The sequence below is a fragment of the Phycobacter azelaicus genome (assembly GCF_014884385.1).
Lineage (GTDB): Bacteria > Pseudomonadota > Alphaproteobacteria > Rhodobacterales > Rhodobacteraceae > Phycobacter > Phycobacter azelaicus.
Genome location: NZ_WKFH01000003.1, coordinates 1,787,748 through 1,812,492 on the forward strand (window position 1 = coordinate 1,787,748; position 24,745 = coordinate 1,812,492).

Below are 24,745 nucleotides of genomic sequence, written 5' to 3' on the forward strand. Positions count from 1 at the left end.
TTACATAGGTCATCAGTTTTCCCATACGCCGTCCGAGCCGGAAAACGGTCCGGGCGGCGTTTTCGCAAAAAGAGACCCATTTCATGGTATCAGCAGCAGAACAAATGGCGGCGAACACCAGCTGGTCCGCACTGGGCAAGGCAACGGATTTGCGCAATCGCATCCTGTTCACCCTTGGTCTATTGATCGTCTATCGCCTTGGCACCTTTATCCCGGTTCCTGGCATCGACGCCGCGGCGCTTCGCGAATTCATGGACGACGCAGGGCAGGGCATTGGCGGTATGGTGTCGATGTTCACCGGTGGCGCCCTTGGCCGGATGGGGATCTTTGCCCTTGGCATTATGCCCTATATCTCGGCCTCGATCATCGTTCAGCTTCTGACGTCCATGGTTCCCGCGCTTGAGCAGCTGAAAAAAGAGGGCGAGCAGGGCCGCAAGAAGATCAACCAGTATACCCGCTACGGCACTGTCGCACTGGCAACGGCACAGGCCTACGGTCTGGCGGTTTCGCTGGAATCGGGCAACCTGGCCCATGATCCCGGCATGTATTTCCGCATGGCCTGTCTGATCACCCTGGTTGGCGGCACCATGTTCCTGATGTGGCTCGGTGAGCAGATCACCCAACGCGGCATTGGCAACGGTATCTCTCTGATCATCTTTGTCGGCATCATCGCCGAGGTTCCTGCTGCCATCGCTCAGTTCTTTGCCTCGGGTCGGTCCGGCGCCATCAGCCCGGCCGTTCTGATCGGTGTGATCTTCATGGTGATTGCCGTCATCATGTTCGTGGTCTTCATGGAACGGGCACTGCGCAAGATTCACATTCAGTATCCTCGCCGTCAGGTGGGTATGAAGGTCTATGACGGCGGCTCGTCGCACCTGCCGGTGAAGGTTAACCCTGCCAGCGTTATCCCGGCGATCTTTGCCAGCTCGCTGCTGCTGCTCCCCGTGACGATCTCAACTTTCTCGACCGGCACGACAACTGGGCCTGTCATGTCGTGGATCCTCGCCAACTTTGGCCCGGGCCAGCCGCTGTACCTGTTGTTCTTTGTCGCGATGATCGTGTTCTTTGCCTACTTCTACACGTTCAACGTTTCCTTCAAGCCGGAGGAAGTCGCCACCAACCTGAAGAACCAGAACGGCTTTGTGCCCGGTATTCGCCCCGGTAAGAAAACCGCAGAATACATCGAATATGTGGTCAACCGGATTCTGGTTCTGGGCTCGGCCTATCTGGCGGCGGTCTGTATCCTGCCTGAAATCCTGCGCGGTCAGTTTGCGATCCCGGTCTACTTTGGCGGCACGTCGGTTCTGATCGTTGTCTCGGTGACCATGGATACGATCCAGCAGGCCCAAAGCCACCTTCTGGCCCACCAGTATGAAGGGCTGATCGAGAAAAGCCAGCTGCGCGGACGCAGCAAGAAACGTACGAAACGGGGGCCCTCGCGTCGATGAATATCATTCTCTTGGGCCCGCCCGGGGCCGGTAAAGGCACGCAAGCGCGTCATCTTGTAGAAACCCGTGGCATGGTGCAGCTTAGCACTGGTGACATGCTGCGCGATGCTCAGGCCAGCGGCAGCGAGATGGGCAAAAAGGTTGCCGAGGTTATCGCCCGTGGAGAGCTGGTCACGGATGAGATCGTGATTGGCCTGATCCGTGAGAAGATCGCGGAAGGCGCCGAAGGTGGATTTATCTTCGACGGTTTTCCCCGCACGCTCGCGCAGGCCGATGCGCTGACAGTTCTTCTGTCGGATATGGGCCAAAGTCTGGATGCGGTCATTGAAATGTCGGTTGACGATGCAGCTCTGGTTGCCCGCATCACTGGCCGATCTACCTGCGGCGACTGTGGCGAGGTCTACCACGATGAGACCAAACCCTGGCCTGCCGATGGGAAATGCTCCAATTGCGGCAGCACTAACATCAAGCGCCGCGCCGACGACAATGAGGACAGCCTCAAGACCCGTCTGATGGAATACTACAAGAAGACTTCGCCGCTGATTGGTTACTACTACGCCAAGGGCAAGCTGAAGAAGGTTGATGGGCTGGCCTCGATCGGGGATGTGCAAGCCTCGATTGCCAAGATCCTCGGCTAAGCCGGTTCTCAAAAACGACACATTGGAGCCGGGTCGCCCGGCTCTTTTTTATCCCGGACCTGCGACGGCACATTCTGATAAAACCCGAAACTTGCATGTTTCTTTGGTGTCCGGGTTGACGTGATTGTCAAATGCACATAGGGAAGCCCATCCCTATTGGGAATCAATCCAGACGACGGGATTCTTCCGTCGTTTGACTACCTCGAGACAAGCTTGACGATCCGGCGGACCTGCCATTGTTGAGCGTTGTGAAAAAAGGTTCTGGAGCTACGGAACCGCAACGAAAAGGAAAGTGACACGTGGCACGTATTGCCGGCGTAAACATCCCGACTGCCAAACGGGTCCCCATCGCCCTCACCTATATCACCGGTATCGGCACAACCTCCGCTCAGGCCATCTGCGAAGCAGTGGGCATCGACGTAACCCGTCGCGTGAATGAGCTGTCCGACTCCGAAGTTCTGGCCATCCGCGAGCACATTGACGCGAACTACACCGTTGAAGGTGATCTGCGTCGTGAAGTGCAGATGAACATCAAGCGTCTGATGGATCTGGGCTGCTACCGTGGCCTGCGCCACCGCCGCAACCTGCCAGTTCGCGGCCAGCGGACCCACACTAACGCACGCACCCGCAAAGGCCCCGCAAAGGCCATTGCCGGTAAGAAGAAATAAGGGAGGATCCGGAACATGGCACGCGATAAATCCCGCATTAAGCGCAAAGAGCGCAAGAACATCGCCTCTGGTGTTGCGCATGTGAACTCTTCGTTCAACAACACCAAGATCCTGATCTCCGACGTTCAGGGCAACGCGATCTCCTGGTCCTCTGCTGGTACCATGGGTTTCAAGGGCTCCCGTAAGTCCACGCCCTATGCTGCTCAGATGGCTGCCGAAGACGCAGGCAAGAAAGCTCAGGAACACGGCGTAAAGACCCTTGAGGTCGAAGTTCAGGGCCCCGGTTCGGGTCGTGAATCCGCGCTGCGCGCTCTGGCTGCAATCGGTTTCAACATCACCTCGATCCGTGACGTGACCCCGATCGCCCACAACGGCTGCCGCCCGCCGAAGCGTCGCCGCGTCTAAGATTTCAGACTATCGCTGGGGCCCCGCTTGATTTGTCGGGCCCCAGTCCGTCATTTTGAACCTCGGGCGTCCGCACCTTTGGACATGGGGCGTGGACAGGAATGGAGGGATTGCATGATCCATAAAAATTGGGCCGAATTGATCAAGCCGACGCAGCTTGAAGTGAAGCCGGGAAATGACCCCGCACGTCAGGCAACTGTCGTTGCAGAACCGCTCGAGCGCGGCTTTGGTCTGACCCTTGGCAACGCGCTGCGCCGCGTTCTGATGAGCTCGCTGCAAGGCGCGGCCATCACCAGTGTTCAGATCGACAACGTCCTGCACGAGTTTTCTAGCGTTGCCGGCGTACGTGAAGACGTTACCGACATCATCCTGAACCTCAAGGGTGTGTCCCTGCGCATGGAAGTCGAAGGCCACAAGCGTCTGTCGATCAATGCGAAGGGTCCGGCAATCGTTACTGCAGGTGATATCTCCGAGAGCGCCGGTATCGAGATCCTGAATCGCGATCACGTGATCTGCCACCTCGATGATGGCGCCGATCTGTTCATGGAGCTGACCGTGAACACGGGTAAGGGGTATGTCTCTGCCGAGAAGAACAAGCCGGAAGATGCGCCCATCGGTCTGATCCCGATCGATGCGATCTATTCGCCGGTGAAAAAGGTCTCCTATGACGTTCAGCCGACCCGTGAAGGTCAGGTTCTGGACTATGACAAGCTGACCATGAAAGTGGAAACCGACGGTTCTGTCTCGCCGGATGATGCCGTGGCCTATGCTGCGCGCATTCTGCAGGATCAGCTGTCGATCTTCGTGAACTTCGAAGAGCCCGAATCCGCTGGTCGCCAGGACGAGGACGACGGTCTCGAGTTCAACCCGCTTCTCTTGAAGAAGGTGGACGAGCTGGAACTGTCCGTGCGTTCGGCAAACTGCTTGAAGAACGATAACATCGTTTACATCGGTGATCTGATTCAGAAGACCGAAGCGGAAATGCTCCGCACCCCGAACTTTGGCCGCAAGTCCCTGAACGAAATCAAGGAAGTGCTGTCTGGCATGGGCCTGCACCTGGGCATGGACGTCGAGGACTGGCCGCCGGACAACATCGAAGATCTGGCCAAGAAGTTCGAAGACTCGTTCTAAGATACCGGGGAGGGCTGCGGCCCTCTCCAGCCTTAAATGCCCACAGTGGTGGGGACGATCTGGGCAAACCCGCCCCAAGGAGAGCGGCTGACACGCATCGGCCGCCAGACAAAGCAAAACCTTTAGAAGGAATTAGAAAATGCGTCACGCACGTGGATACCGCCGCCTGAACCGCACCCATGAGCACCGCAAGGCTCTGTTTGCAAACATGGCTGGCTCGCTCATCGAGCATGAGCAGATCAAAACCACTCTGCCCAAGGCAAAAGAACTGCGCCCGATCGTTGAGAAACTGATCACCCTGGCGAAAAAAGGCGACCTGCATTCGCGCCGCAACGCTGCGTCGCGTCTGAAGGAAGACCAGTATGTCACCAAACTCTTTGACGTGCTGGGCCCCCGCTACAAAGACCGTCAGGGCGGCTATGTTCGCATCCTGAAGGCCGGTTTCCGTTACGGTGACATGGCTCCGATGGCGATCATCGAATTCGTTGATCGTGACGTGAACGCCAAAGGCGCAGCTGACAAGGCCCGCGTTGCCGAGGCCGAAGCGGCAGCTGACGAAGAATAAGAACGCGGTCCATCCGGACTGACTTTCAGACCCTCCCAGCCTGTCTGGGAGGGTTTTTTCGTGTCCGAACTTGCAGCCGCAGACGCGCCGATCCTTCTGCAGGTGCTTGCATTCCCCATCTTCGCTCCGCATATCCTGAGAGAACAGTGAGACTGAGGCAATGAGGCTGATATGATCCGAGCCCTGTTGGTGACAATGACGATGGTCTTTGGCGTGCAGGCTGCAGCACAGACGCGGGTGCCGCAGTCACAGGCTGAGATCTCTCTGGGGTTCGCGCCGCTTGTGAAAGAGGCGGCTCCGGCGGTGGTGAACATCTACGCCAAGATCGTCACCCAGACGCGGCAACGCTCGCCCTTTGCCGGTGATCCCTTCTTTGACGACTTTTTCCGTAACTTTGCCAATCCACGTCCGCGGGTTCAGAACTCGCTTGGCTCGGGCGTGATCTTGTCGGAGGACGGGATAGTGGTTTCGAACTATCACGTGGTTGGCATGGCCACCGAAATCCGGGTCGTGACCACGGACCGGCGCGAATATGATGCCGAAGTCATCCTTGCGGATCAGGCCAGCGATTTGGCCATCCTTCGGCTGGAGGAGGCAGAGGGCCTGCCGTTCCTTCGGCTCCGCGACAGCGATCGTGTCGAGGTGGGCGAGCTGGCGCTGGCCATTGGCAACCCCTTTGGGGTGGGGCAAACGGTCAGCAGCGGCATCATTTCGGGGCTGGCCCGTACCGGCACCGGCACCGGAGAGGGGTTCGGCTATTACATCCAGACCGACGCGCCGATCAATCCCGGCAACTCGGGCGGGGCGCTGATTGATGTGAATGGCGATCTCATCGGGATCAACACACGGATCCTCAGCCGCTCGGGCGGCTCCAACGGAATCGGATTTGCCATTCCTTCGAATCTGGTGCGTGAGTTCCTGCATCAGGCCAGCAAAGGAGTCGAAGCCTTTGAGCGTCCTTGGGCGGGTATGACCGGGCAGCCGGTAGATGCGGATCTGGCTGCCTCCTTCGGGATGGATCTGCCGGAGGGCATGGTGATTTCCGAACTGCACCCCGAAAGCCCCTTTGCCAACGCAGGTTTCCAGGTGGGCGACGTCATAACCGCTGTCGATGGAGAACCGGTGAACTCTCCTTCGGAGATGCTGTTCCGCATGACTATAGCGGGTCTTGGCGGGACATCGGAGGTTGAGCGCTTGCGCGGCGGCGCGCGTGAGGTGGTCGCAGTTGCTATGTATGCTGCGCCGGATGAACCGAAGGCGGCTCTTGTCGAACTTGGCGAACGCAGTGTTCTGCCGGGGCTCAAGGTTGCGGGCGTCAACCCAAGGGTCATCACCGATATGCAGTTGCCCCTGTCAGCCAAAGGCGTCGTTGTAGTCGATCCCGGCCCCTATGGCGCCCGCGCAGGACTGCAGCGGGGGGATTTGCTTTTGGGCATCAACCGCGAAGAAGTCACAAGCCCCGGAGAGGTTGCGGATGTCCTTGCCGAGACCGGGCGCTGGCTGTCGATTGACCTGTTGCGCCGGGGCCAGCGCGTCAGTCTGCGCATGCGGCTTTGAGCAATGTCGGATCTTTTTGATAGCGAGCCCGGCACCGCACCGGATGGGCCAGAGCCAAACCGCCCTCTGGCGGACCGGTTGCGCCCCAAGTCCCTGTCGGAGGTGATCGGTCAGAGCCAGGTTCTTGGCCCCGAGGCGCCGCTCGGCGTGATGCTGGCGTCAGGCTCGCTATCTTCGCTGATCTTCTGGGGGCCGCCCGGTGTGGGGAAGACCACCATAGCGCGGCTTTTGGCGAAAGAGACCGATCTGCATTTTGTTCAGATCTCGGCGATCTTCACCGGTGTGCCGGACCTCAAAAAAGTGTTCGAGGCGGCCAAACACCGGCGCGCCAACGGGCAGGGCACGCTCCTCTTTGTGGATGAGATCCACCGTTTCAACAAGGCACAGCAGGACGGCTTTCTGCCGCATATGGAGGATGGCACCATCCTTCTGGTCGGCGCCACCACCGAGAACCCCAGTTTCGAGCTCAATGCAGCGCTTTTGTCCCGCGCGCAGGTGCTGGTGTTGGAACGCCTGCCACTTGCCGATCTTGAGCTGCTCACCCAGCGCGCCGAGAAAGAACTCGGGCGGGCGCTGCCACTGACGGGGGACGCGCGCGATGCCCTTCAGGAAATGGCCGATGGTGATGGGCGGGCGCTCCTTAATCTGATCGAACAGGTCGCGGCCTGGCGGGTCGAGGCACCCCTGGGCCGCGAGGCATTGGCCACGCGACTGATGCGGCGGGCCGCGAAATACGACAAGTCGGGCGATGAGCATTACAACCTGATCTCGGCCCTGCATAAATCCGTGCGCGGCTCGGACCCGGATGCTGCGCTTTACTGGTTTGCGCGCATGCTGGAGGGCGGCGAGGACCCGCGTTATCTGGCCCGGCGCCTAACGCGCATGGCGGTGGAGGACATCGCGCTCGCTGACCCTCAGGCGCAAGCGGTCTGCCTGCAGGCCTGGGAGACCTATGAGCGCATCGGCAGTCCAGAGGGAGAGCTGGCGCTCGCGCAGGCGGTGATCTATCTTGCGCTCGCGCCCAAGACAAACGCGGGTTATATGGCCTACAAGGCGGCCCGGCGCCTCGCGAAGGAAACCGGCAGCGCACCGCCGCCCAAACATATCCTCAACGCCCCGACCAAGCTGATGTCGGAGCAGGGCTATGGCGAGGGCTATGCCTACGACCATGACGCCGAAGACGGGTTTTCGGGGCAGGACTACTTTCCCGAGGGCGTGAAACGCCCTGTTCTGTACCAGCCGGTCGAACGCGGGTTCGAACGCGAGTTGAAACGCCGGACCGAGTTCTTTGCCAAGCTGCGGCTGCAACGCAATAGCTGATCGGATTAGGCCACAACTTCGATCCAGGTGCCCATGCCCGCCGCGTGATGGGATAGCATATGGCAATGCAGCAGCCATTTGCCGGGGTTGTGGGCGTTAAAGGCAATGGTGCGTGTCTCGCCGCGCATCATCAGCAGCGTGTCGCGCAAGGGGCCAAGGCGGCCCTCTGGCAGGACTTCGGCAAAATGCATCCCGTGCAGGTGCATGGCATGGGGAAAGGCGGTGTCATTTGTCATGGTGATCTGAACGCTTTCGCCAAGGGATGCGCGCACCAGCGGGGCATCTGGCCTGCCCACAACGCCGTTGAAGGCCCAGAACTGCCCGGCCTGCGCGAGGGCCCGCATGTCGCGCTCTTCATCCTGCCAGCTTGCCGACTGCATCCCTCCCATGGCCCCGCCTTCCATCCGCAGGGTCGTCTTGCGGGCATTGGTCAGGTCAATCGGATGGTCGGGGTTCGGCGGTAGCGGAGCAGGTGTGGTGCGTACCGTACGTGTTCCGGCTGCGACCGGGAATGTGGCCTGCGCATAGCCGCCATCGCGTTCGAACTGGATAAGGAAGGCATCCTCACCCGCATTGGCAGTCACATCGACGATAAGATCGATCCGCTGGGCAGGGGCCAGCAGCATCCGGTCTGGGATCGCCTCTGGCGCTTCCAGTGGCATGCCGTCATAGGCCATGATCCAGCCGGTGAACCCTTGCAGACCAAGGGCAAAGGTGCGGGCATTGGCGCTGTTGATCAGACGCAGGCGCAGACGTTCGCCTTCTGCCACCGGGAAGCTTGCCTCCATCTGGCCGTTTGTCAGCATCACGTTGCCCAGCCTTCCTGCGTGGGAGCGGTCATGGGGATGCGCGAACTGCGGATCGACTGAGGCATCGCTGGCCAGGCGGATGTCATCCAGCATCAGCACAAGATCCTGGTCCACTTCGGGGGCCTGATCTTCCGCGATGATCAGAGGGCCTTGCAGACCACGTTCGACCTGTTCGACGGATTGGGCATGGGAATGGTACCAATAGGTGCCCGCATCGGGCAGGGCAAAGTCGTAGGTGAAGATCTCTCCCGGTGCGATGGGATCCTGCGTCATGCCTGGAACCCCATCCATGGCGTTCTCGATCCGAATGCCGTGCCAATGCATCGAGGTGGCCTGTGGCAGGGCGTTTTCGATCTCTACCCGCAGCCGGTCTCCCTGGCGGGCGCGCAGGGCGGGGCCTGGGACGCTGCCGTTCACCCCCCAGAGATCCGTTTTGCCATATTGCGCGGGTGCGATCTGCAAAGGGGCTGAGGCAAGCCGCAGACGATGCTCAGCAGCCGCAAGGCCCATCCGAGGCAGCAGCGGTAGGCTGGCAAGTCCGGCAAGCAGGGATCTACGGGTTGGCATGGCGTGGCGTCTCCTTCGGCTGTCTTGTCTTTCAACGTAGACAAGGCATGCCCCTTGGCAAGATTTCTACCTACTGGAAGGTTGCGATGTTTCTTGCGCAATGCGGCCTTGCGGCAGGAAACAGCCGGAAAACTTGACATCCCCCGACAGGCGCGCGACAGACCGCCCATGTATCCAACCGTTTTATATGTTGCCCTTGGCGGGGCGATCGGCGCCGCGTTGCGCTATCTTGCCGGGCTAGTCGCGGTGCGCCTGCTAGGGCATGGGGAGTTTCCGCTGGCAATCATCACCGTCAACGTGATTGGTTCCTTCCTGATGGGCGCCTTTGTGGTTGCGGCGGCGCATAAGGGGCTGACCCATCTCAGTCCCTTCGTGATGACAGGCGTGCTGGGCGGCTTTACGACCTTCTCGGCCTTTTCGCTTGAGACAGCGAACCTGATCGAACGGGGTGCAATGGGGCAGGCGGCTCTCTATATTGTGCTGTCTGTGGGGCTGTCTGTCGGCGGTCTGTTTCTTGGCCTGATGGCCGCCAGAGGAGTATTCGCATGAGCGGCGTTCAGACCGTCACCGTCACTGAAGAGGACGCAGGCCAGCGTGTGGACCGCTGGCTGCGCAGGCTGTTCCCACATGTGAGCCAGGGGCGGATCGAGAAGATGTGCCGCAAAGGTGAACTGCGCATCGATGGCGGGCGCGTCAAGGCGAGCACGCGGGTCGAGGCAGGGCAGTCCGTGCGGGTGCCTCCGCTGCCCTCAGCCGACCATCAGCCAAAAGCCCTGGAAAAGCGGCGCATCTCGGAAGCGGATGCCAAGATGATCCGCTCATGCGTGATCTACAAGGACGACGAAGTGATCGTTCTGAACAAGCCACACGGTCTGGCGGTGCAGGGTGGCAGCGGGACGACCAAACACGTGGACGGGCTGGCCGAAGCGCTGTGCTTTGACTACGAGGAAAAGCCGCGCCTTGTGCACCGGCTCGACAAGGACACTTCGGGCGTTCTGGTTCTGGCGCGCACCCGTGCGGCGGCGCAGGCACTGACTGCCGCGTTCCGCCATCGCAACACGCGCAAGATCTACTGGGCGCTGGTGGCCGGTGTTCCCACCCCCTACCTGGGTGAGATCAAGGCAGGCCTTGTGAAGGCGGGAGGCCACGGCCGCAGTGGCGAGGGCGAGAAGATGATCGCCATTCATCCCTCGGAAATCGACAGCACGCCGGGCGCCAAACGGGCGCATACGCTTTATGCGACGCTTTACCGAGTGGCGGGGCGTGCCTCATGGGTGGCGATGGAGCCTGTCACGGGTCGTACCCACCAGCTGCGCGCCCATATGGCCGAGATTGGCCATCCCATAGTGGGGGATGGGAAATACGGCGGCTCGGGGCAGGAGAACCTTGGCGATGGCTGGGGCGCGCAACTGGGCGGCATCATCAGCAAGAAACTGCACCTGCATTGCCGCAGGATGGCCTTTGAACACCCCACTACGAAAAAGATGATCTCGGTCACGGCAGAGTTGCCTGATCACATGAAGGACAGTTGGGACACCTTCGGCTGGACCGAGGATCTGGCAGCGGAGGATCCCTTCGAGGAGCTGCAATGAGCGCCCCCCTGCGGTTGGTTCTCTTTGATGTTGATGGCACGCTGGCAGATAGCCAGCGCGCGATCACGGCAGCTATGACGGCGGCCTTCGCCTCGGTGGATCTCCCCGTGCCGCCGCGCGACGCGATCCTGTCGATAGTAGGGCTTTCCCTGCCCATGGCCATGGCGCAGCTGGCGCCCGAGGCAGGTCCTGCGGTTCAGGATGAATTGGTCGCGGGATACAAACAGGCCTACAAAGCCGCGCGGGAACAGGCGGGGGCAGGGCATTCGCCATTGTTCCCGGGTGCGAAGGAAACGCTGGAGGCGCTGCATGCGGTGCCGGAGTATCTGTTGGGCGTTGCGACCGGGAAATCCCAGCGTGGCCTCGACGCGCTGATCGCTGCACATGAGCTGAACTTTTTCGTAACGCGGCAGGTGGCAGATCATCATCCTTCAAAGCCGCACCCTTCGATGGTGCTGACCGCACTGGAGGAGACGGGCGTAGAGCCGCGCAATGCAGTGATGATTGGTGATACAAGCTTTGACATCGATATGGGCCACGCCGCCGGTGTGACAACAATTGCAGTGGACTGGGGGTATCACCCGGCCAATCAGCTGAAGGCGGATCATATGATCAGCGATTTCACTGCGTTGGCGCCGCTGCTGCAAGAGATCTGGAAGGTATGACGACATGAGCGAATGGGCACCGAAACGGTTTTGGAAAACCACCTCTGTTGCGGAGCTTGAGGACGGCTACACGGTGGAACTGGATGGGCGGCGTGTGCGCACCCCTGCCAAAGCCGCGCTGGTGGTCCCCTCGCAGCGGATGGCTGAGGCGGTCGCCGCCGAGTGGGATGCACAGACCGAATCAGTAGACCCCGCAACCATGCCGTTCACCCGCTCGGCCAATGCTGCAATTGACAAGGTGACACATCAGCACGCCGAGGTTGCCGATATGCTGGCCGATTATGGGGACACGGATCTTCTTTGCTATCGTGCGGACAGCCCAAAGGAATTGGTGGCCCGCCAGGCAGAAGAATGGGACCCAGCACTGGACTGGGCGGCCGATGCTCTGGGGGCAAGGTTGCTTCCGCGCAGCGGTATCCTTCATGATCCGCAAGAGCCCGAAGCCCTGACCGGATTGCGCCGCCGCGTTCACGCGCTAAGCCCTTTTCAGCTTGCAGCTTTTCATGATCTTGTCTGCATGTCAGGATCGCTTGTGCTTGGCTTCGCCGCCGCGCAGGGCTGGCGTGAAGCGGCCGAAATCTGGGAGATGTCGCGGCTTGATGAACGCTGGCAGGAGGAACAATGGGGCGTGGATGACGAAGCCCGAGAATCGTCAGAGCTCAAAAAAACCGCCTTTATGCACGCGGAGCGGTTCTACCGGTTTTCATCTTGAGACATGAAATTGCTGTGGGGACGGGCTAAGCGAAAAAATTTAACAATCGCCCCTCGTGTTCGCTATGCGTCCATCGAAATTGGTGATCGTGCCCTTGACGTTTGTTTATGAATCCGCCCAAACTTCCTTGCGATTTAGGTGTTTTCCCTAGATCACACCGCTCCGGCTTTGGTGCCGGTAAAAAAACCGCCAAAACAGGCGGAACATCAGGAAGAGGTAAAAATGAACAAATCCGTATTTTTGGGCGCGCTGACCGTTGCTGGCGTTGCTGCTGGTGCAGCTGCTGCCGGCACGCTGGACGATGTGAAAGCCCGCGGCAAACTGAACTGCGGCGTCACCACCGGTCTGGTCGGTTTTGCTGCTCCGAATGCGAATGGGGAATGGGAAGGTTTTGACGTCGCTGTCTGCCGTGCTGTAGCTGCGGCCGTTCTGGGCGACTCTACCGCTGTCGAATTCGTGCCGACCACCGGCAAAACCCGCTTCACGGCTCTGGCCTCGGGTGAAATCGACATGCTGGCGCGCAACACCACCTGGACCTTCTCGCGCGATGTCGACCTGAAGTTCGAATTCACCGGCGTGAACTACTACGACGGTCAGGGCTTCATGGTTCCCAAGGACTTGGGCGTGTCCTCGGCCAAGGAACTGGACGGCGCCACCGTCTGCATCCAGACCGGCACCACCACCGAGCTGAACCTGGCGGATTTCTTCCGCTCCAACAACATCAGCTACGAGCCGGTTCCGATCGAAACCAACGCCGAAGCGCAGCAGCAGTACCTCGCTGGCGCCTGTGACGTTTACACCACCGACGCTTCCGGTCTGGCGGCAACCCGCGCGACCTTTGACGATCCGGCAGGCCACGTGCTGCTGCCCGAAATCATCTCCAAAGAGCCGCTCGGCCCGCTTGTCCGCCACGGCGACAACGAATGGGGTGACGTGGTTCGCTGGACCCTGAATGCACTGATCACCGCCGAAGAACTGGGTGTGACCTCGGCCAACCTGGCTGAAATGTCCGCAGGCACCAACAACCCGGAAATCAACCGTCTGCTGGGCACCGAAGGTACCTTGGGCGAAATGCTGGGCCTGTCGGCTGACTGGGCGAAGAACGCAATCGCCTCTGGCGGTAACTACGGTGAAGTGTTTGCCAAAAACATCGGTGAAGACACGCCGATCGGTCTGGCACGCGGTCTGAACGCACAGTGGACCGAAGGTGGCCTGCTGTACTCGCCGCCCTTCCGCTAAACACATCAAGGAGAGGGCGCGGTTTCATTCCGCGCCCTTTTCTTAACCATCTTAAAGCTTCGGATTTTTGCGGAGCGGGGGCAAACCTCGCCGAGACGTGAATCCGCTGCCTCGGGGATCTCTTTACATGTCAACTCTCACTGACCCTCCACAGGAGCCGTTTCGGCTGTCCATGTTGGTCAACGATACCCGCTATCGTTCGTTGACCTTCCAGGCCATCGCCGCGATCCTGCTGGCTTTGTCGATCTGGTATCTGGGTAACAACCTCATTCAGAACCTGCGCGCTGCGGGCCTCAATATCTCGTATGACTTCCTGGGCAATCCGGCTGGTTACGATATCAACCAGCGTCTTGTCGAATACGACAACCAGGACAGCCACGGTCGCGCGGCCCTGGTCGGGATCTTGAATACGCTTCTGGTCGCCTTCCTGGCCTGTATCACCGCCACCATTTTCGGCGTTATTGCGGGCGTTCTGCGTCTTTCCAACAACTGGCTCGTCTCCAAACTGATGGCGGTCTACGTCGAGATCTTCCGGAACATTCCGGTTCTCATCTGGATCATCATCATCTTCACCATCATGACGGCGGCGCTGCCGGGGCCAAGGGCCTTCCGCGGCGATGACCCGGCGTCTACCATGGTGCTGGATCTCTTTGCCTTCACCAACAGGGGTGTCTACATCCCGATGCCATGGTTCGAGAGCGGCATCTTTGCCTCCGCCACAATGAACTGGCTTCTGGTTCTGGCGGTTCTGGTCGGCTCGTTCTTTGCAACCCGCAAAATCGAAGCCTGGGCGACCCAAAAGCAGGAAGCAACTGGCGAGCGGCCCAAAACCCTGGCCATGGTTCTGGGCGTATGGTTGGTTCCGTTCCTGCTGTTGATGGTCATCATGGGCCTGACCTGGGAAATCCCGGCGCTTAAAGGCTTCAACTTTCAGGGTGGTATCAAGATTGGGGGGCCGCTGATCGCGCTTTGGTTCGCGCTGTCGATCTACACCGGTGCCTTTATCGCAGAGAACGTGCGAGCCGGTATCCAGGCGATCTCCAAGGGGCAGACCGAGGCCGCGGCTGCACTGGGCTTGCGACCCGGACGTATCATGAACCTAGTGATCCTGCCGCAAGCGCTGCGGGTGATTATTCCGCCGCTGATCTCGCAGTATCTCAACATCACCAAAAACTCCTCGCTGGCGATTGCCGTGGGGTATGCGGATATCACCGCGACCCTGGGCGGTATCACCCTCAACCAGACCGGCCGCGCGATTGAATGCGTGCTGCTGCTGATGCTCTTCTATCTCACGGCATCGCTGGTCATCTCGATGGTGATGAACATCTACAACGCCTCCGTGAAGCTGAAGGAGCGCTAAGCCATGAGTGACAAGACATCCGATTCGATCGCCTTTGTCGCCAAAGGCACCATCCCACCGTCTCCGCCGCCAGCCAGTCAGGCCGGCGTGGTCAAATGGCTGCGGGACAACCTGTTTTCCAGCGTTCCAAACGGGATCCTAACGCTGGTTGCGCTGACCGTGATCTATCTGGTCCTGCAGAAAACCGTGCCGTGGCTGTTCAACGGTGTCTGGACGACAACCTCGCTGAACGAGTGCCGTGAGGTACTTGATGGCAAGGTGGGCGCCTGTTTCTCGGTCCTGACCGAGCGCTGGCACCAGCTCCTCTACGGTTTCAAATACCCGGCCGAGTACTACTGGCGTCCGAACCTCGGTTTGGTGCTGCTGCTGGTTGCCGTGGCCCCGGTGCTGTTCTTTGATCTGCCACGCAAGATGCTGATCTTTACCGGCCTCTATCCGTTCATCGCTTTCTGGCTGATCTGGGGTGGCACCATCATGGCGCCAATCATTGCCCTGCTGGGTTTTGTCGTGGGCGGTGTGGTGTTTCAGGTCTATGGTCGCAGCTCCTTTGCCGCGGGCTTTTTCGGGGGTATCGCCGCTGCGCTGATCATCTGGGCTCTGGGCGGAATGCTGATCCCCGAAGGAGCCTCTGAGAACGCCATGCTGGAGGCGGTGCCTTCGCGCGATCTGGGCGGCTTTATGCTGAACCTGATGCTGGGTGTGACCTGTGTATCGCTGTCGCTGCCGCTGGGCATCGCCCTGGCATTGGGACGTCAGTCTGACATGCCGCTGATCAAGTGGATCTGCGTCATCTTCATCGAATTCGTTCGGGGCGTGCCACTAATCACGCTTCTGTTCGTCGCCTCGGTGATGCTGGCCTATTTCTTCCCGCCGGATGCCACCGTGGACCTGTTCCTGCGCGTGGTCATCATGATCACCATGTTCTCGGCAGCCTATATCGCCGAGGTGATCCGGGGTGGCCTTGCCGCACTTCCTAAGGGCCAATACGAGGCCGCGGATTCGCTGGGTCTCGATTACCCGCAGGCGATGCGTCTGATAATCTTGCCGCAGGCGCTGAAGATCTCGATCCCTGGAATCGTGAACGTGGCCGTGGGCCTGTTCAAGGATACCACGCTGGTCTCGGTCATCTCGATGTTCGACCTCGTGGGCATGATCCGCGGACCGATCCTGGCTTCGACCGAATGGAACGGCGTCTACTGGGAGCTTCTGGGCTTTGCCGCGCTCCTTTTCTTCGTCGTCTGCTACGGCATCTCTCAATACTCGCAATGGCTGGAACGCCGCCTTGCGACCGATCACCGATAAGGAGGCCAAGACATGACTGGCACTTCACAAATGAAGGTATCCGACGAAGTCGCGATCACCATCGACGGAATGAACAAGTGGTACGGCTCTTTCCACGTGCTGCGCGACATCAACCTGACGGTCTACCAGGGCGAGCGAATCGTGATCTGTGGCCCCTCCGGCTCGGGTAAATCCACGCTGATCCGCTGCATCAACGCGCTGGAGGAACACCAGCAGGGCTCGATCACCGTGGATGGCACGCTCTTGTCGTCGGATCTGAAGAACATCGACAAGATCCGCTCCGAGGTTGGCATGTGCTTCCAGCACTTCAACCTGTTCCCGCATCTTACGATCCTGGAAAACTGTACGCTGGCCCCGATCTGGGTGCGCAAGACGCCCAAGAAGGAAGCTGAAGAGCGCGCGATGCACTTCCTCGAGAAGGTCAAGATCCCGGATCAGGCGAACAAGTACCCAGGCCAGCTTTCGGGTGGTCAGCAGCAGCGTGTGGCGATCGCGCGCTCGCTGTGCATGATGCCGCGCATCATGCTGTTCGATGAACCCACGTCGGCGCTGGACCCCGAGATGATCAAGGAGGTGCTCGACACCATGATCGAACTCGCCGAAGAAGGCATGACCATGCTGTGCGTGACACACGAGATGGGGTTTGCCCGTCAGGTGGCGAACCGGGTGATCTTCATGGATGCGGGCCAGATCGTTGAACAGAACGAGCCTGAAGCCTTCTTCAACAACCCGCAAAGCGAGCGGACGCAGCTGTTCTTGAGTCAGATCCTCGGGCACTAAGCTCCGGGATGACAGGGCAAAAAATGACCCGCCGGGGTGCCCCGGCGGGTTTTTCTGTTTGTAGGCAGGGGGCGCTCAGGCGCCCAAGAGTTCACGCGGTACGGTGAAGTCGAGCACTTTGCCGCTGCTCCAGGTCAGATCGTTCCAGGTGTCAATGTCGAACCTCGCGATCAGCGTTGCGCCTGTTGGGAAATCGTCAAAGCGCGAGTGGTCCGGAGGATGGTTCACGATGGCATGGGCAAAAGCGGCAATACCGGGATTGTGCCCCAGGATCATCGTTTGCGGATGGGCGGCTTCTCTCAGCACCTGAAAGATGATGTCCGAGCTGGCATGATACAGCCGTTCGGTGAACACAGCGGGTACCTTCATTCCCAAAAGCTCGTAGGTTTCGCGCGTGCGCTGCGAGGAAGAGGACAGAACCTGGTCCGGGAGCTGTTTCATATCCCTCAGCCAGTCCCCCAGCGCCTTGGCCGAGGCCCGGCCCCGTTTGTTCAGTGGGCGGGAATGATCGCTTGGGGCGCTTGTGTCCCAGGCGGATTTTGCATGGCGGGTCAGAATGAGGGTACAGGTCATGTCTTGTGAAAATAACTCATGTGATGGGCTGATTGCGCCGGATCGCGATCTATACCCCGGCTCAGGGGGCAGGCAAGTCGGGCAAGGCAGCCGTTGGACAGGCAAAGGGTCCCGCTTTGGGTCTCCAGGTGATTGTGACAGGCTGACAGGTCATAGGGGCCACCGTCAACCAGGGCGTGTGCCGGGCAGGTCGTTAGACACGGGCGCTCCGCGCAGGTCTCGCAGGGGGAGCTCCGCAAGGGCGGTGCCGGTATTTTTATGTTCTGTCGCAAATGCAAAGCGCCCCTGTAGGAAATCAACATGCCAACAGTATCATGGACCAGCATATGCGACGGGGATGTGAAAGCCCGGCCTGAGGCCAGCGCCCAGTTGATGAATGGCCGATAGGGTGGTCCGCCAAAGGGGTAGTAGGTATCAGCGTCAAACTGCTGGGCTAAGCAATCAACCACGCGATGAGACCAGCGATCCAAGGGATCTGGCCTGCCATCCTTGAACTCAGGGGCGGACTGGAGCCGCCTCCAGCTTCCTTCTGTGGCCAGCCCCAGCAAAATCAGGGTCCCCGAGGTCACCGCCTGCACGGGTGTTTTGCCCGGATGAACCGCGCCCAGAATGGCCAGCTCCTGCGTTTGGGCAGCGTCCAGAATTTGTTGATATGTGACAACGGCTGTCATGGGCGCTCCTTGCGAGTGCCCACGATCTTACCTCCCGACGAGAGGTTGCCAAAAGAAAACCGTCCGGATCGGGGCGGATTCCTTCAATATGGTATTGGGAGGAAGGCGATCAGGCGCGGATCATGGATCCGGCGCCGTGGTCGGTAAACAGTTCCAGTAGAACCGCATTCGGGACCCGTCCATCGACGATGGTGCAGGCGCGCACGCCATTTCGCACTGCCGAAAGGGCGGTTTCGGTCTTGGGGATCATACCGCCTGCAATGACGCCCGATTTCGTCATTGCCTCCACATCGGCGGCTTTGAGTTCTGTCACGACCTCTCCGTCGGCATTCTTTACGCCCGAGACGTCTGTCAGCAGCAAAAGCCGGTCCGCGTTGAGCGATTCGGCAATTGCCCCGGCAGCGGTATCGCCGTTTATGTTGAAGGTCTCGCCGTCGCGGCCTGCGCCGATGGGAGCGATCACCGGGATGATGTCGTTCTCGAACAGGTGATGCAGTACCGCGGGGTTCATCTCGACCGGGGTGCCAACAAAACCAAGATCCGGGTTGGTCTCTTCACAGGTGATGAGGTCCGCGTCCTTGCCGGAAAGCCCCACGCCCATGCCGCCTTGGGCGTTGATCGCCTGCACGATGCGCTTGTTGACGAGGCCGGACAGCACCATCTCCACCACTTCCATGGTAGCCTTGTCGGTGACGCGCTTGCCATTTACGAAATCCGATTTGATCTGCAACTTTTCGAGCATTGCATTGATCATCGGGCCGCCGCCATGGACGATGACCGGGTTCACTCCAACCTGGCGCATCAATACGATATCACGGGCAAAGGTCTCCATCGCTTCGTCGCTGCCCATGGCGTGGCCGCCCAGCTTGATGACGACGATGGCCCCGTCGTAGCGCTGCATATAGGGCAGGGCACTGGACAAAGTCTCTGCGGTGGCAATCCAATCGCGGTTCATATCTTGTTTCTTCATTGCTGGGATCCCTTTGGCCAAGCGTGTTACGCGGTTCTGCGCCTGCTGCCAAGTGCGCCGTTGCAGCGGCGGGCCGGAATGATAGGGTCGCAGCATCCATCCCTCAGACTGGAACACACCCCATGAGCCAGAAGACGCTATTGCTCACCGGAGCCAGCCGCGGCATTGGTCATGCGACCGTACGCCATTTCAACGCCGAAGGCTGGCGGGTCATCACCTGCTCGCGTCAGCCGTTCCCGCAGGAATGCCCCTGGGGCGGCGGAGAGGAGAATCACGTCCAACTGGACCTCTCTGATCCCAGCGATACGATCAATGCCGTAGGGGTGATTCAAGAGCGTCTCAACGGGCGTCTGGATGCCCTGGTCAATAATGCCGGGATTTCGCCGAAGGGTCCGAACGGAGAGCGTCTCAATACGCTGGATACGGATCTCATGACCTGGGGCAAGGTGTTCCATGTGAACTTTTTCGCCTCGGTGGTGCTCGCGCGCGGGCTGAAGGATGAACTGGCCGCCGCCAAGGGATCGGTGGTCAATGTGACCTCCATTGCAGGCAGCCGGGTGCATCCCTTCGCTGGTGCGGCCTATGCGACCTCAAAAGCGGCCCTGGCGGCGCTGACGCGGGAAATGGCCCATGATTTCGGCCCGCTTGGTGTGCGCGTCAATGCGATCGCGCCGGGCGAAGTGGAAACGGCGATCCTGTCTCCGGGAACAGAACAGATCGTGGAAAAACTGCCCATGCAGCGCCTTGGCCAGCCGGAAGAGGTCGCCGCTGCGATCTATTTCCTGTGTTCAGGGGGCAGTTCCTATATCTCGGGGGCCGAGATCGAGGTTAATGGCGCCCAGCATGTCTGACGGGCGCCGGAGGCCTTAGTCGATACCAGCGATGATCGCCCGCAAGGTGGCGACCCCGTCGCCCTTTTCCGAAGAGGTCAGAACGATCTCAGGATAGGCGGCCGGGTGTTTCGAAAGCGCGTCCCGTACCTGATCCATCACCTTGTCCAGATCCTTGGCCTTGACCTTGTCCGCCTTGGTCATCACGCATTGGAACGTCACAGCAGCGCTGTCCAGGAGCGCCATGATCTCTTCATCGACCTTCTTGATGCCGTGGCGGCTGTCGATCAGCACAAAGGCGCGACGCAGGGTCTGACGGCCGCTGAGATAGCGTTTCAGCAGCTTCTGCCATTTTTCCACCACGGCGAGGGGGGCATTGGCATAGCCATAGCCGGGAAGATCCACGAGGTAGAGATCGGGTCCTTGGGTGAAATAGTTGATTTCCTGCGTGCGCCCCGGCGTGTTCGATGCGCGCGCCAGCCCCTTGGTGCCAGTAAGCGCATTGATCAGGCTCGATTTGCCCACGTTGGAGCGGCCCGCGAAACAGACCTCCGCCCGGTCGGCCTCGGGCAGGCCGGACATGGCGACGACGCCTTTCAGGAATTCGGACTGGCCTGCAAAAAGTTTGCGACCTTTTTCTGCCGTGGCCTCATCCGGGGCCTCGGCCAACGGGAACTGCATCTGCATCAAAGCACCTTTACCGGGTCGCCAAGGCGGATATCCCCACCGCGCACGACCTCTGCATAGACCGAGAAATCCTGATGGCCAAAGCTGCCGTTCAGGGTTTTGAGTGTATCTGCATCGCGAAGGCCCGTGGCCGGGTTCGCAGTGGTCGCCATGCAGCGCTGGGTGCGTTCGCGTACCAGGAAGACCGCCGCACCGATCTGCACTTCGCGGCCCAGCCAATCATGCTCTACCCAGGCGTCCTCCAGATCGAACCAGATATTGCCACGCCAGCGCAAGGGCGACAGATCTTGCCCCATCGCGGCTTCGACTGCGCGGTGAGAGGCGAGATTGCACAAAGTCACCGAGGGAAAATCGGTATCTGTCATCCCACGGCCTGGAACGCGCACGATCCGCGCCGAGGCTGCGCGCCCTGTCGGCATCAGGGGACGGACCCAATCCAGAAAGCGGGGCAGATCTTCGCTTGTGTCCGGGTTGAAGGTGAGCGGATCGCGTGCTGGGTGGCTCAACGTCACCGTGCCTGCCGCAACATCATATGCTGACGTGATAGCCATCAGTTGCGGGGCCTTGGCAACGCGGCTGAAGTTGGAGCAGGGCGCCCAGGCGCTGTCATCTGCTGAAGATGCTTCATGAGCAACCGCCCAAACGCGATCGCCGGGCATAGTCTGCCCGGCGGTCAGCGTGACGCTCTCCAGCGCCTCCCGGCCATGTGATTTGACCGGGTGGCGCCAAATTTCCGTAACGGTGTGCGTCATTTCTCCTCCGTCTTGGCGTCGCGCTTGAGGCTCGACTTGATGTTGCCGAAGACGTCCGGCTTGTACCCGTGGTGACGCATGATCAGGTACTGCTGGATAAAGGTGATGGTGTTGTTCGCGATCCAGTAGACGACAAGACCCGAAGCAAAACCACCCAGCATGAACATGAAGACCCAAGGCATCCAGGCAAAGATCATCTTTTGCGTCGGATCAGTGGGCGCCGGGTTCAGTTTTTGCTGCAGCCACATCGACACGCCCAAAAGGATGGGCAGGATACCGATAAAGATCAGCGACAGAATGCTCTCGGGGCCGGGCGCTGCAAAGGGCAGCAGGCCAAAGAAGTTCATGAGCGAAGTTGGGTCCGGCGCGCTGAGGTCCTGGAAGGGGCCAAAGAACGGTGCGTGGCGCAACTCGAGCGTGACGAAGATTACCTTGTAGAGCGAAAAGAAGATCGGGATCTGAATCAGGATCGGCAGACAGCCCGCAGCGGGATTCACCTTTTCCTTCTTGTAGAGCTCCATCATCTCCTTTTGCAGCTTCTGGCGATCGTCGCCAGCGCGCTCTTTCAGCTTCTCCATCTCGGGCTGCAGTTCCTTCATCTTTGCCATGGAGGCGTAGGACTTATAGGCCAGCGGGAAGACGAGGATCTTGATGAAGATGGTCAGGCCAATGATCGCCCAGCCCATGTTTCCGATCAGGGCATTGAGCCAGTGCAGCACTGCAAAGATCGGCTTGGTCAGGAAGAAGAACCAGCCCCAGTCAATGCTGTCGAGGAAGCCTTCGATCCCATCTTTTTCATAGCCGCGGATGGTTGCCCATTCCTTGGCACCGGAAAACAGCATGGTGGTCACTTCGGCGGACTGACCATCGGCCAAAGACTGCGTGGGCAGCACGATGTCGGTCTGGTAGATCTCGCGGCGCTCGTCGTATTTCGCGATCGAGCGGAAGCTTTGACCCGGCTCGGGCACCAGCGTGGACATCCAGTAATGATCGGTAAAGCCGATCCAACCGTTGGTTTCGATCTGCTTCACCTCGGCGCGCGCGCCATCGCGCGGGTCGGGTTCGAAATCGACCATGTCATCATAGTCGATCTCGGACAGCTCGCCGTCGGCCATACCGACAACGCCTTCGTGCAGGATGAAGAAGTTCTTGAGGTCTGCGGGTTCACCATGGCGGGCCAGCGTGCCGTAGGGGGCCAGCGAAACTGTGGCACCGCTTGCGTTCTGAACGGACTGGGTTACCGAGAACAGGTAGTCTTCATCCACCGAGATGGTGCGGGTAAATGTCAGTCCCTTACCATTGTCCCAGGTCAGAGTGACTGGGGTGTCAGGCGTCAGGGTTTGCGTCTCGTCTGCGGTCCAGACGGTGTTGGCGCCCGGGACGTCCTCAAAGGTTAGGCCAGCGCCCGGCGCCCAACCATAAAGCGCGTAAAAGGCTTCGGGTTGACCGACCGGTGTCAGCACGTGGACGATATCCGCATCCTCATCCAGGGATTCGCGGTAGTCTTTCAGGGCAAGATCGTCGATGCGTCCGCCCTGCAGCGAGATGCTACCCGCTAGGCGCTCTGTATCGATTCTCAGGCGTGGGGCGCTTGGCGCGTCTGCCTCGGCGCTTGGCTGTGTGCTGAAGGTAGCGTCGCTCTGAGCGACGGCCGGGGCGTTTGCGGTCGTGCTTTCCGGTGCCGTTTCAGTTGCGACCGGCTGTGGTGCCGTTTCGGGCTCCGGAGGTGGGAAAAAACTGTACCACCCGAGAATCACCAGGAAGCTGAGCGCTGTTGCGAGAATGAGATTCTTGTTCTGATCGTCCATTGGGGACCGCCACCTCGTGCATGGAATGACAGGGTGTGGTTCAACAGAGGTGAGCCGCAAAGGTCAAGCGGAATCGGGAAAATCGACGGCGTCATAGCGCCGCCGACCCGGGGTTTCCTACGGAAATTTGCGATTTCAGGGGTTCTGACGCCCGATTACAGGTGCGTCCTGCAGTTTGGCCTGATGCGCAGTCATCCAGTCGAGTGTCTGGTCAAAGGGCATGGGACGGCCGATGCCAAAGCCCTGAACATGATCGCATCCCAGTTGTGACAGCAGCGCATGTTCCCCAACGGTTTCCACACCTTCGGCGAGCGTTTCGAGGTCAAGGCGTTCGGCCATGGTCAGGATCGCCGCGATCAGTTTCTGCTGTTCGGGGTCGCGGTCCGATTTCATCACGAAGGAGCGGTCGATCTTGATGCGCGATATATTGAAACGGCGCACGGCAGAGATTGATGCGTGGCCGGTGCCAAAGTCATCCAGCTCGATTCGGCAGCCCATCGCGCTGAGTGCGGCGATATTGCGGGTAACCACATCGTCAGGCTGATCGGTCATCACGGTTTCCAGCACCTCGACCGAGAGACGGTCCGGCGACAGCCCAAAGCGCTCGAGTTCCCAGCGCACATTATCGGCAAGACCCGGATTGCGAAGCTCTTGGGTGGCAAAGTTCACGCCAACCGAGGGCACTTCGACCCCGGCGGCATCCCAGGCCTTCATCGCGGTCAGGGAGTGAAACAGCATCACTTGGCTCAACCGTTCCATCAGGCCGGCCTCTTCGAGGGCAGGCAGGAAGCTGTTTGGCGGAATGAGACCCCGGACCGGGTGCATCCAGCGGGCAAGCGCCTCAAAACCCGAAACGCGGCCTGTGTCAGTGGAAATCTGTGGCTGAAACCAGGGCACGATCTGACCCGACTCCAAAGCCTCTGCAGCTTCCTCCCGCAAATTGCAGCGCGCCTTGTTGCGGTGGTAGATGTCCGCCGAATAGACGCGGATGCCAGAGGGGCCGTTCTGTTGGGCATCGGCCAGGGCCGTGGCTGCTGCGCTGGTCCAGTCCGATGGCTTCGCGCCTGGCGCGCGACTGCGCATGCAGAACCCGATCGAGCAGGAGACATAAACGGACGTGCCATCAAGGCTGATCGGTTCTTCAACGGCTGATTGCATCCGCCCTGAAAGCTGAACGCAGGATTCCAGATCCAGCTGCAGAACGGGGGTCAGGCAGACGCCGAATTTGCTGTCACCGATCCGCGCTACGGTGTCCTTGTTGCGCAGGGTGCTTGCGATGCGATCACCGCAGCGCTGAATGATCTGGTCGCCGGCTTCCTGGCCATAGCGGTCGACGATGTCTTTGAAGTCGTCGATTTCAATCAGGTAGATGACCGACCTGAGGCCTGTGTCGCTGGTTTCCTCGAACACCTCGCGCACTTCGGTTTCAAATCCTTCACGCAGGATCATGCCGGTGATGCTGTCGCGCGGTGTGCCAAGGCTGCGGGAACGATCAAAGCCTCCAAGTGCCGCAAAAAGCACCGGTAGACCAAGTGCAACCCACAACAGAGCCGCCTCACCGCCAAGCCAGAAGGTCGCCAGCGTCAAGGCAGGCAGGAAAGCCAGCACCGGAGGCGTGAACAACGCCGGGGCTACTTTTCTCCTGAAGCGCGTCAGCAGACCTGATTGGAATTTGGGCATGAGCAGACCTTTCCCC

The 24,745-nt window shown here is 59.9% G+C and carries 24 protein-coding genes; 17 read left to right on the forward strand and 7 right to left on the reverse strand.

From position 1 onward, the window contains the following. Positions 1 to 83: 83 nt before the first annotated feature. The 8 genes from secY (at position 84) to INS80_RS09725 (ending at position 7,732) form a co-directional block, all read left to right on the forward strand. The gene (gene secY / locus INS80_RS09690; protein WP_192965434.1) at positions 84 to 1,448 is read left to right on the forward strand and encodes a preprotein translocase subunit SecY; all 1,365 of its coding nucleotides are present in this window, start codon (positions 84 to 86) and stop codon (positions 1,446 to 1,448) included. Next, positions 1,445 to 2,086 carry an adenylate kinase gene (locus INS80_RS09695; RefSeq protein ID WP_192965435.1) on the forward strand — a complete coding sequence of 214 codons (642 nt, stop codon included), beginning with the start codon at positions 1,445 to 1,447 and terminating at the stop codon, positions 2,084 to 2,086. Before secY ends, INS80_RS09695 begins: the two co-directional genes overlap by 4 nt. 299 nt (positions 2,087 to 2,385) lie before the next feature. Further along, positions 2,386 to 2,754, forward strand: a complete 369-nt coding sequence (gene rpsM, locus INS80_RS09700) for a 30S ribosomal protein S13 (RefSeq protein WP_192965436.1) — start codon at positions 2,386 to 2,388, stop codon at positions 2,752 to 2,754. Between the two features lie 15 nt (positions 2,755 to 2,769). Beyond that, on the forward strand, positions 2,770 to 3,159 hold the full coding sequence (gene rpsK, locus INS80_RS09705; protein ID WP_192965437.1) for a 30S ribosomal protein S11: 390 nt from the start codon (positions 2,770 to 2,772) through the stop codon (positions 3,157 to 3,159). Between the two features lie 114 nt (positions 3,160 to 3,273). Continuing rightward, complete coding sequence (locus INS80_RS09710) at positions 3,274 to 4,290, forward strand: DNA-directed RNA polymerase subunit alpha (RefSeq protein ID WP_192965438.1); 1,017 nt, start codon at positions 3,274 to 3,276, stop codon at positions 4,288 to 4,290. A 139-nt stretch (positions 4,291 to 4,429) separates the two neighbouring features. Then, on the forward strand, positions 4,430 to 4,855 hold the full coding sequence (gene rplQ / locus INS80_RS09715) for a 50S ribosomal protein L17 (protein ID WP_192965439.1): 426 nt from the start codon (positions 4,430 to 4,432) through the stop codon (positions 4,853 to 4,855). Positions 4,856 to 5,026: 171 nt separating this feature from the next. Then, a complete protein-coding gene (locus tag INS80_RS09720) occupies positions 5,027 to 6,412 on the forward strand; it encodes a trypsin-like peptidase domain-containing protein (protein WP_192965440.1) in 1,386 nt (461 codons plus the stop codon). Positions 6,413 to 6,415: 3 nt separating this feature from the next. Then, on the forward strand, positions 6,416 to 7,732 hold the full coding sequence (locus tag INS80_RS09725; protein ID WP_192965441.1) for a replication-associated recombination protein A: 1,317 nt from the start codon (positions 6,416 to 6,418) through the stop codon (positions 7,730 to 7,732). Positions 7,733 to 7,737: 5 nt separating this feature from the next. Here INS80_RS09725 and INS80_RS09730 read toward each other — a convergent pair whose 3' ends face one another. Further along, complete coding sequence (locus INS80_RS09730) at positions 7,738 to 9,108, reverse strand: multicopper oxidase family protein (protein ID WP_192965442.1); 1,371 nt, start codon at positions 9,106 to 9,108, stop codon at positions 7,738 to 7,740. Between the two features lie 168 nt (positions 9,109 to 9,276). On the opposite strand from INS80_RS09730, the gene crcB reads away from it, so the two are divergent. From crcB to INS80_RS09770, 8 genes are all read left to right on the forward strand, one after another. Further along, on the forward strand, positions 9,277 to 9,657 hold the full coding sequence (gene crcB / locus INS80_RS09735) for a fluoride efflux transporter CrcB (RefSeq protein ID WP_192965443.1): 381 nt from the start codon (positions 9,277 to 9,279) through the stop codon (positions 9,655 to 9,657). Next, a complete protein-coding gene (locus tag INS80_RS09740; RefSeq protein ID WP_192965444.1) occupies positions 9,654 to 10,700 on the forward strand; it encodes an RluA family pseudouridine synthase in 1,047 nt (348 codons plus the stop codon). The genes crcB and INS80_RS09740 overlap by 4 nt, the downstream gene beginning before the upstream one ends. Next, positions 10,697 to 11,365 (forward strand): HAD-IA family hydrolase, encoded by a 669-nt coding sequence (locus INS80_RS09745; protein WP_192965445.1) that lies wholly within the window; start codon positions 10,697 to 10,699, stop codon positions 11,363 to 11,365. The genes INS80_RS09740 and INS80_RS09745 overlap by 4 nt, the downstream gene beginning before the upstream one ends. Positions 11,366 to 11,369: 4 nt before the next feature. Beyond that, positions 11,370 to 12,077 carry an ATP12 family chaperone protein gene (locus INS80_RS09750; protein WP_192965446.1) on the forward strand — a complete coding sequence of 236 codons (708 nt, stop codon included), beginning with the start codon at positions 11,370 to 11,372 and terminating at the stop codon, positions 12,075 to 12,077. A gap of 222 nt (positions 12,078 to 12,299) precedes the next feature. Continuing rightward, complete coding sequence (locus INS80_RS09755; RefSeq protein WP_192965447.1) at positions 12,300 to 13,316, forward strand: amino acid ABC transporter substrate-binding protein; 1,017 nt, start codon at positions 12,300 to 12,302, stop codon at positions 13,314 to 13,316. A gap of 127 nt (positions 13,317 to 13,443) precedes the next feature. After that, entirely contained in the window at positions 13,444 to 14,676 is a 1,233-nt protein-coding gene (locus tag INS80_RS09760) for an amino acid ABC transporter permease (RefSeq protein WP_192965448.1), read from the forward strand. 3 nt (positions 14,677 to 14,679) lie between these two features. Next, a complete protein-coding gene (locus INS80_RS09765) occupies positions 14,680 to 15,978 on the forward strand; it encodes an amino acid ABC transporter permease (protein WP_192965449.1) in 1,299 nt (432 codons plus the stop codon). Positions 15,979 to 16,008: 30 nt separating this feature from the next. Continuing rightward, positions 16,009 to 16,758 (forward strand): amino acid ABC transporter ATP-binding protein, encoded by a 750-nt coding sequence (locus tag INS80_RS09770; protein ID WP_226892752.1) that lies wholly within the window; start codon positions 16,009 to 16,011, stop codon positions 16,756 to 16,758. 75 nt (positions 16,759 to 16,833) lie between these two features. On the opposite strand, the gene INS80_RS09775 is transcribed toward INS80_RS09770, so the two are convergent. Beyond that, positions 16,834 to 17,331 (reverse strand): SixA phosphatase family protein, encoded by a 498-nt coding sequence (locus INS80_RS09775; protein WP_192965451.1) that lies wholly within the window; start codon positions 17,329 to 17,331, stop codon positions 16,834 to 16,836. A gap of 780 nt (positions 17,332 to 18,111) precedes the next feature. Beyond that, positions 18,112 to 18,972 carry an acetylglutamate kinase gene (gene argB, locus INS80_RS09780; RefSeq protein WP_192965452.1) on the reverse strand — a complete coding sequence of 287 codons (861 nt, stop codon included), beginning with the start codon at positions 18,970 to 18,972 and terminating at the stop codon, positions 18,112 to 18,114. Between the two features lie 122 nt (positions 18,973 to 19,094). Between argB and INS80_RS09785 the strand changes: the two genes are divergently transcribed. Further along, positions 19,095 to 19,823: an SDR family NAD(P)-dependent oxidoreductase gene (locus INS80_RS09785; protein WP_192965453.1), complete on the forward strand. Its 729-nt coding sequence runs from the start codon at positions 19,095 to 19,097 to the stop codon at positions 19,821 to 19,823. A 15-nt stretch (positions 19,824 to 19,838) separates the two neighbouring features. Here the strand turns inward: INS80_RS09785 and yihA are convergent, their stop codons facing one another. The 4 genes from yihA to INS80_RS09805 form a co-directional block, all read right to left on the reverse strand. Beyond that, the gene (gene yihA, locus INS80_RS09790) at positions 19,839 to 20,489 is read right to left on the reverse strand and encodes a ribosome biogenesis GTP-binding protein YihA/YsxC (RefSeq protein WP_192965454.1); all 651 of its coding nucleotides are present in this window, start codon (positions 20,487 to 20,489) and stop codon (positions 19,839 to 19,841) included. Continuing rightward, positions 20,489 to 21,241: an MOSC domain-containing protein gene (locus INS80_RS09795; protein ID WP_192965455.1), complete on the reverse strand. Its 753-nt coding sequence runs from the start codon at positions 21,239 to 21,241 to the stop codon at positions 20,489 to 20,491. The genes yihA and INS80_RS09795 overlap by 1 nt, the downstream gene beginning before the upstream one ends. Beyond that, the gene (gene yidC / locus INS80_RS09800; RefSeq protein ID WP_192965456.1) at positions 21,238 to 23,049 is read right to left on the reverse strand and encodes a membrane protein insertase YidC; all 1,812 of its coding nucleotides are present in this window, start codon (positions 23,047 to 23,049) and stop codon (positions 21,238 to 21,240) included. Before yidC ends, INS80_RS09795 begins: the two co-directional genes overlap by 4 nt. 135 nt (positions 23,050 to 23,184) lie before the next feature. Further along, on the reverse strand, positions 23,185 to 24,729 hold the full coding sequence (locus INS80_RS09805) for a putative bifunctional diguanylate cyclase/phosphodiesterase (RefSeq protein WP_192965457.1): 1,545 nt from the start codon (positions 24,727 to 24,729) through the stop codon (positions 23,185 to 23,187). Positions 24,730 to 24,745: the final 16 nt, after the last annotated feature.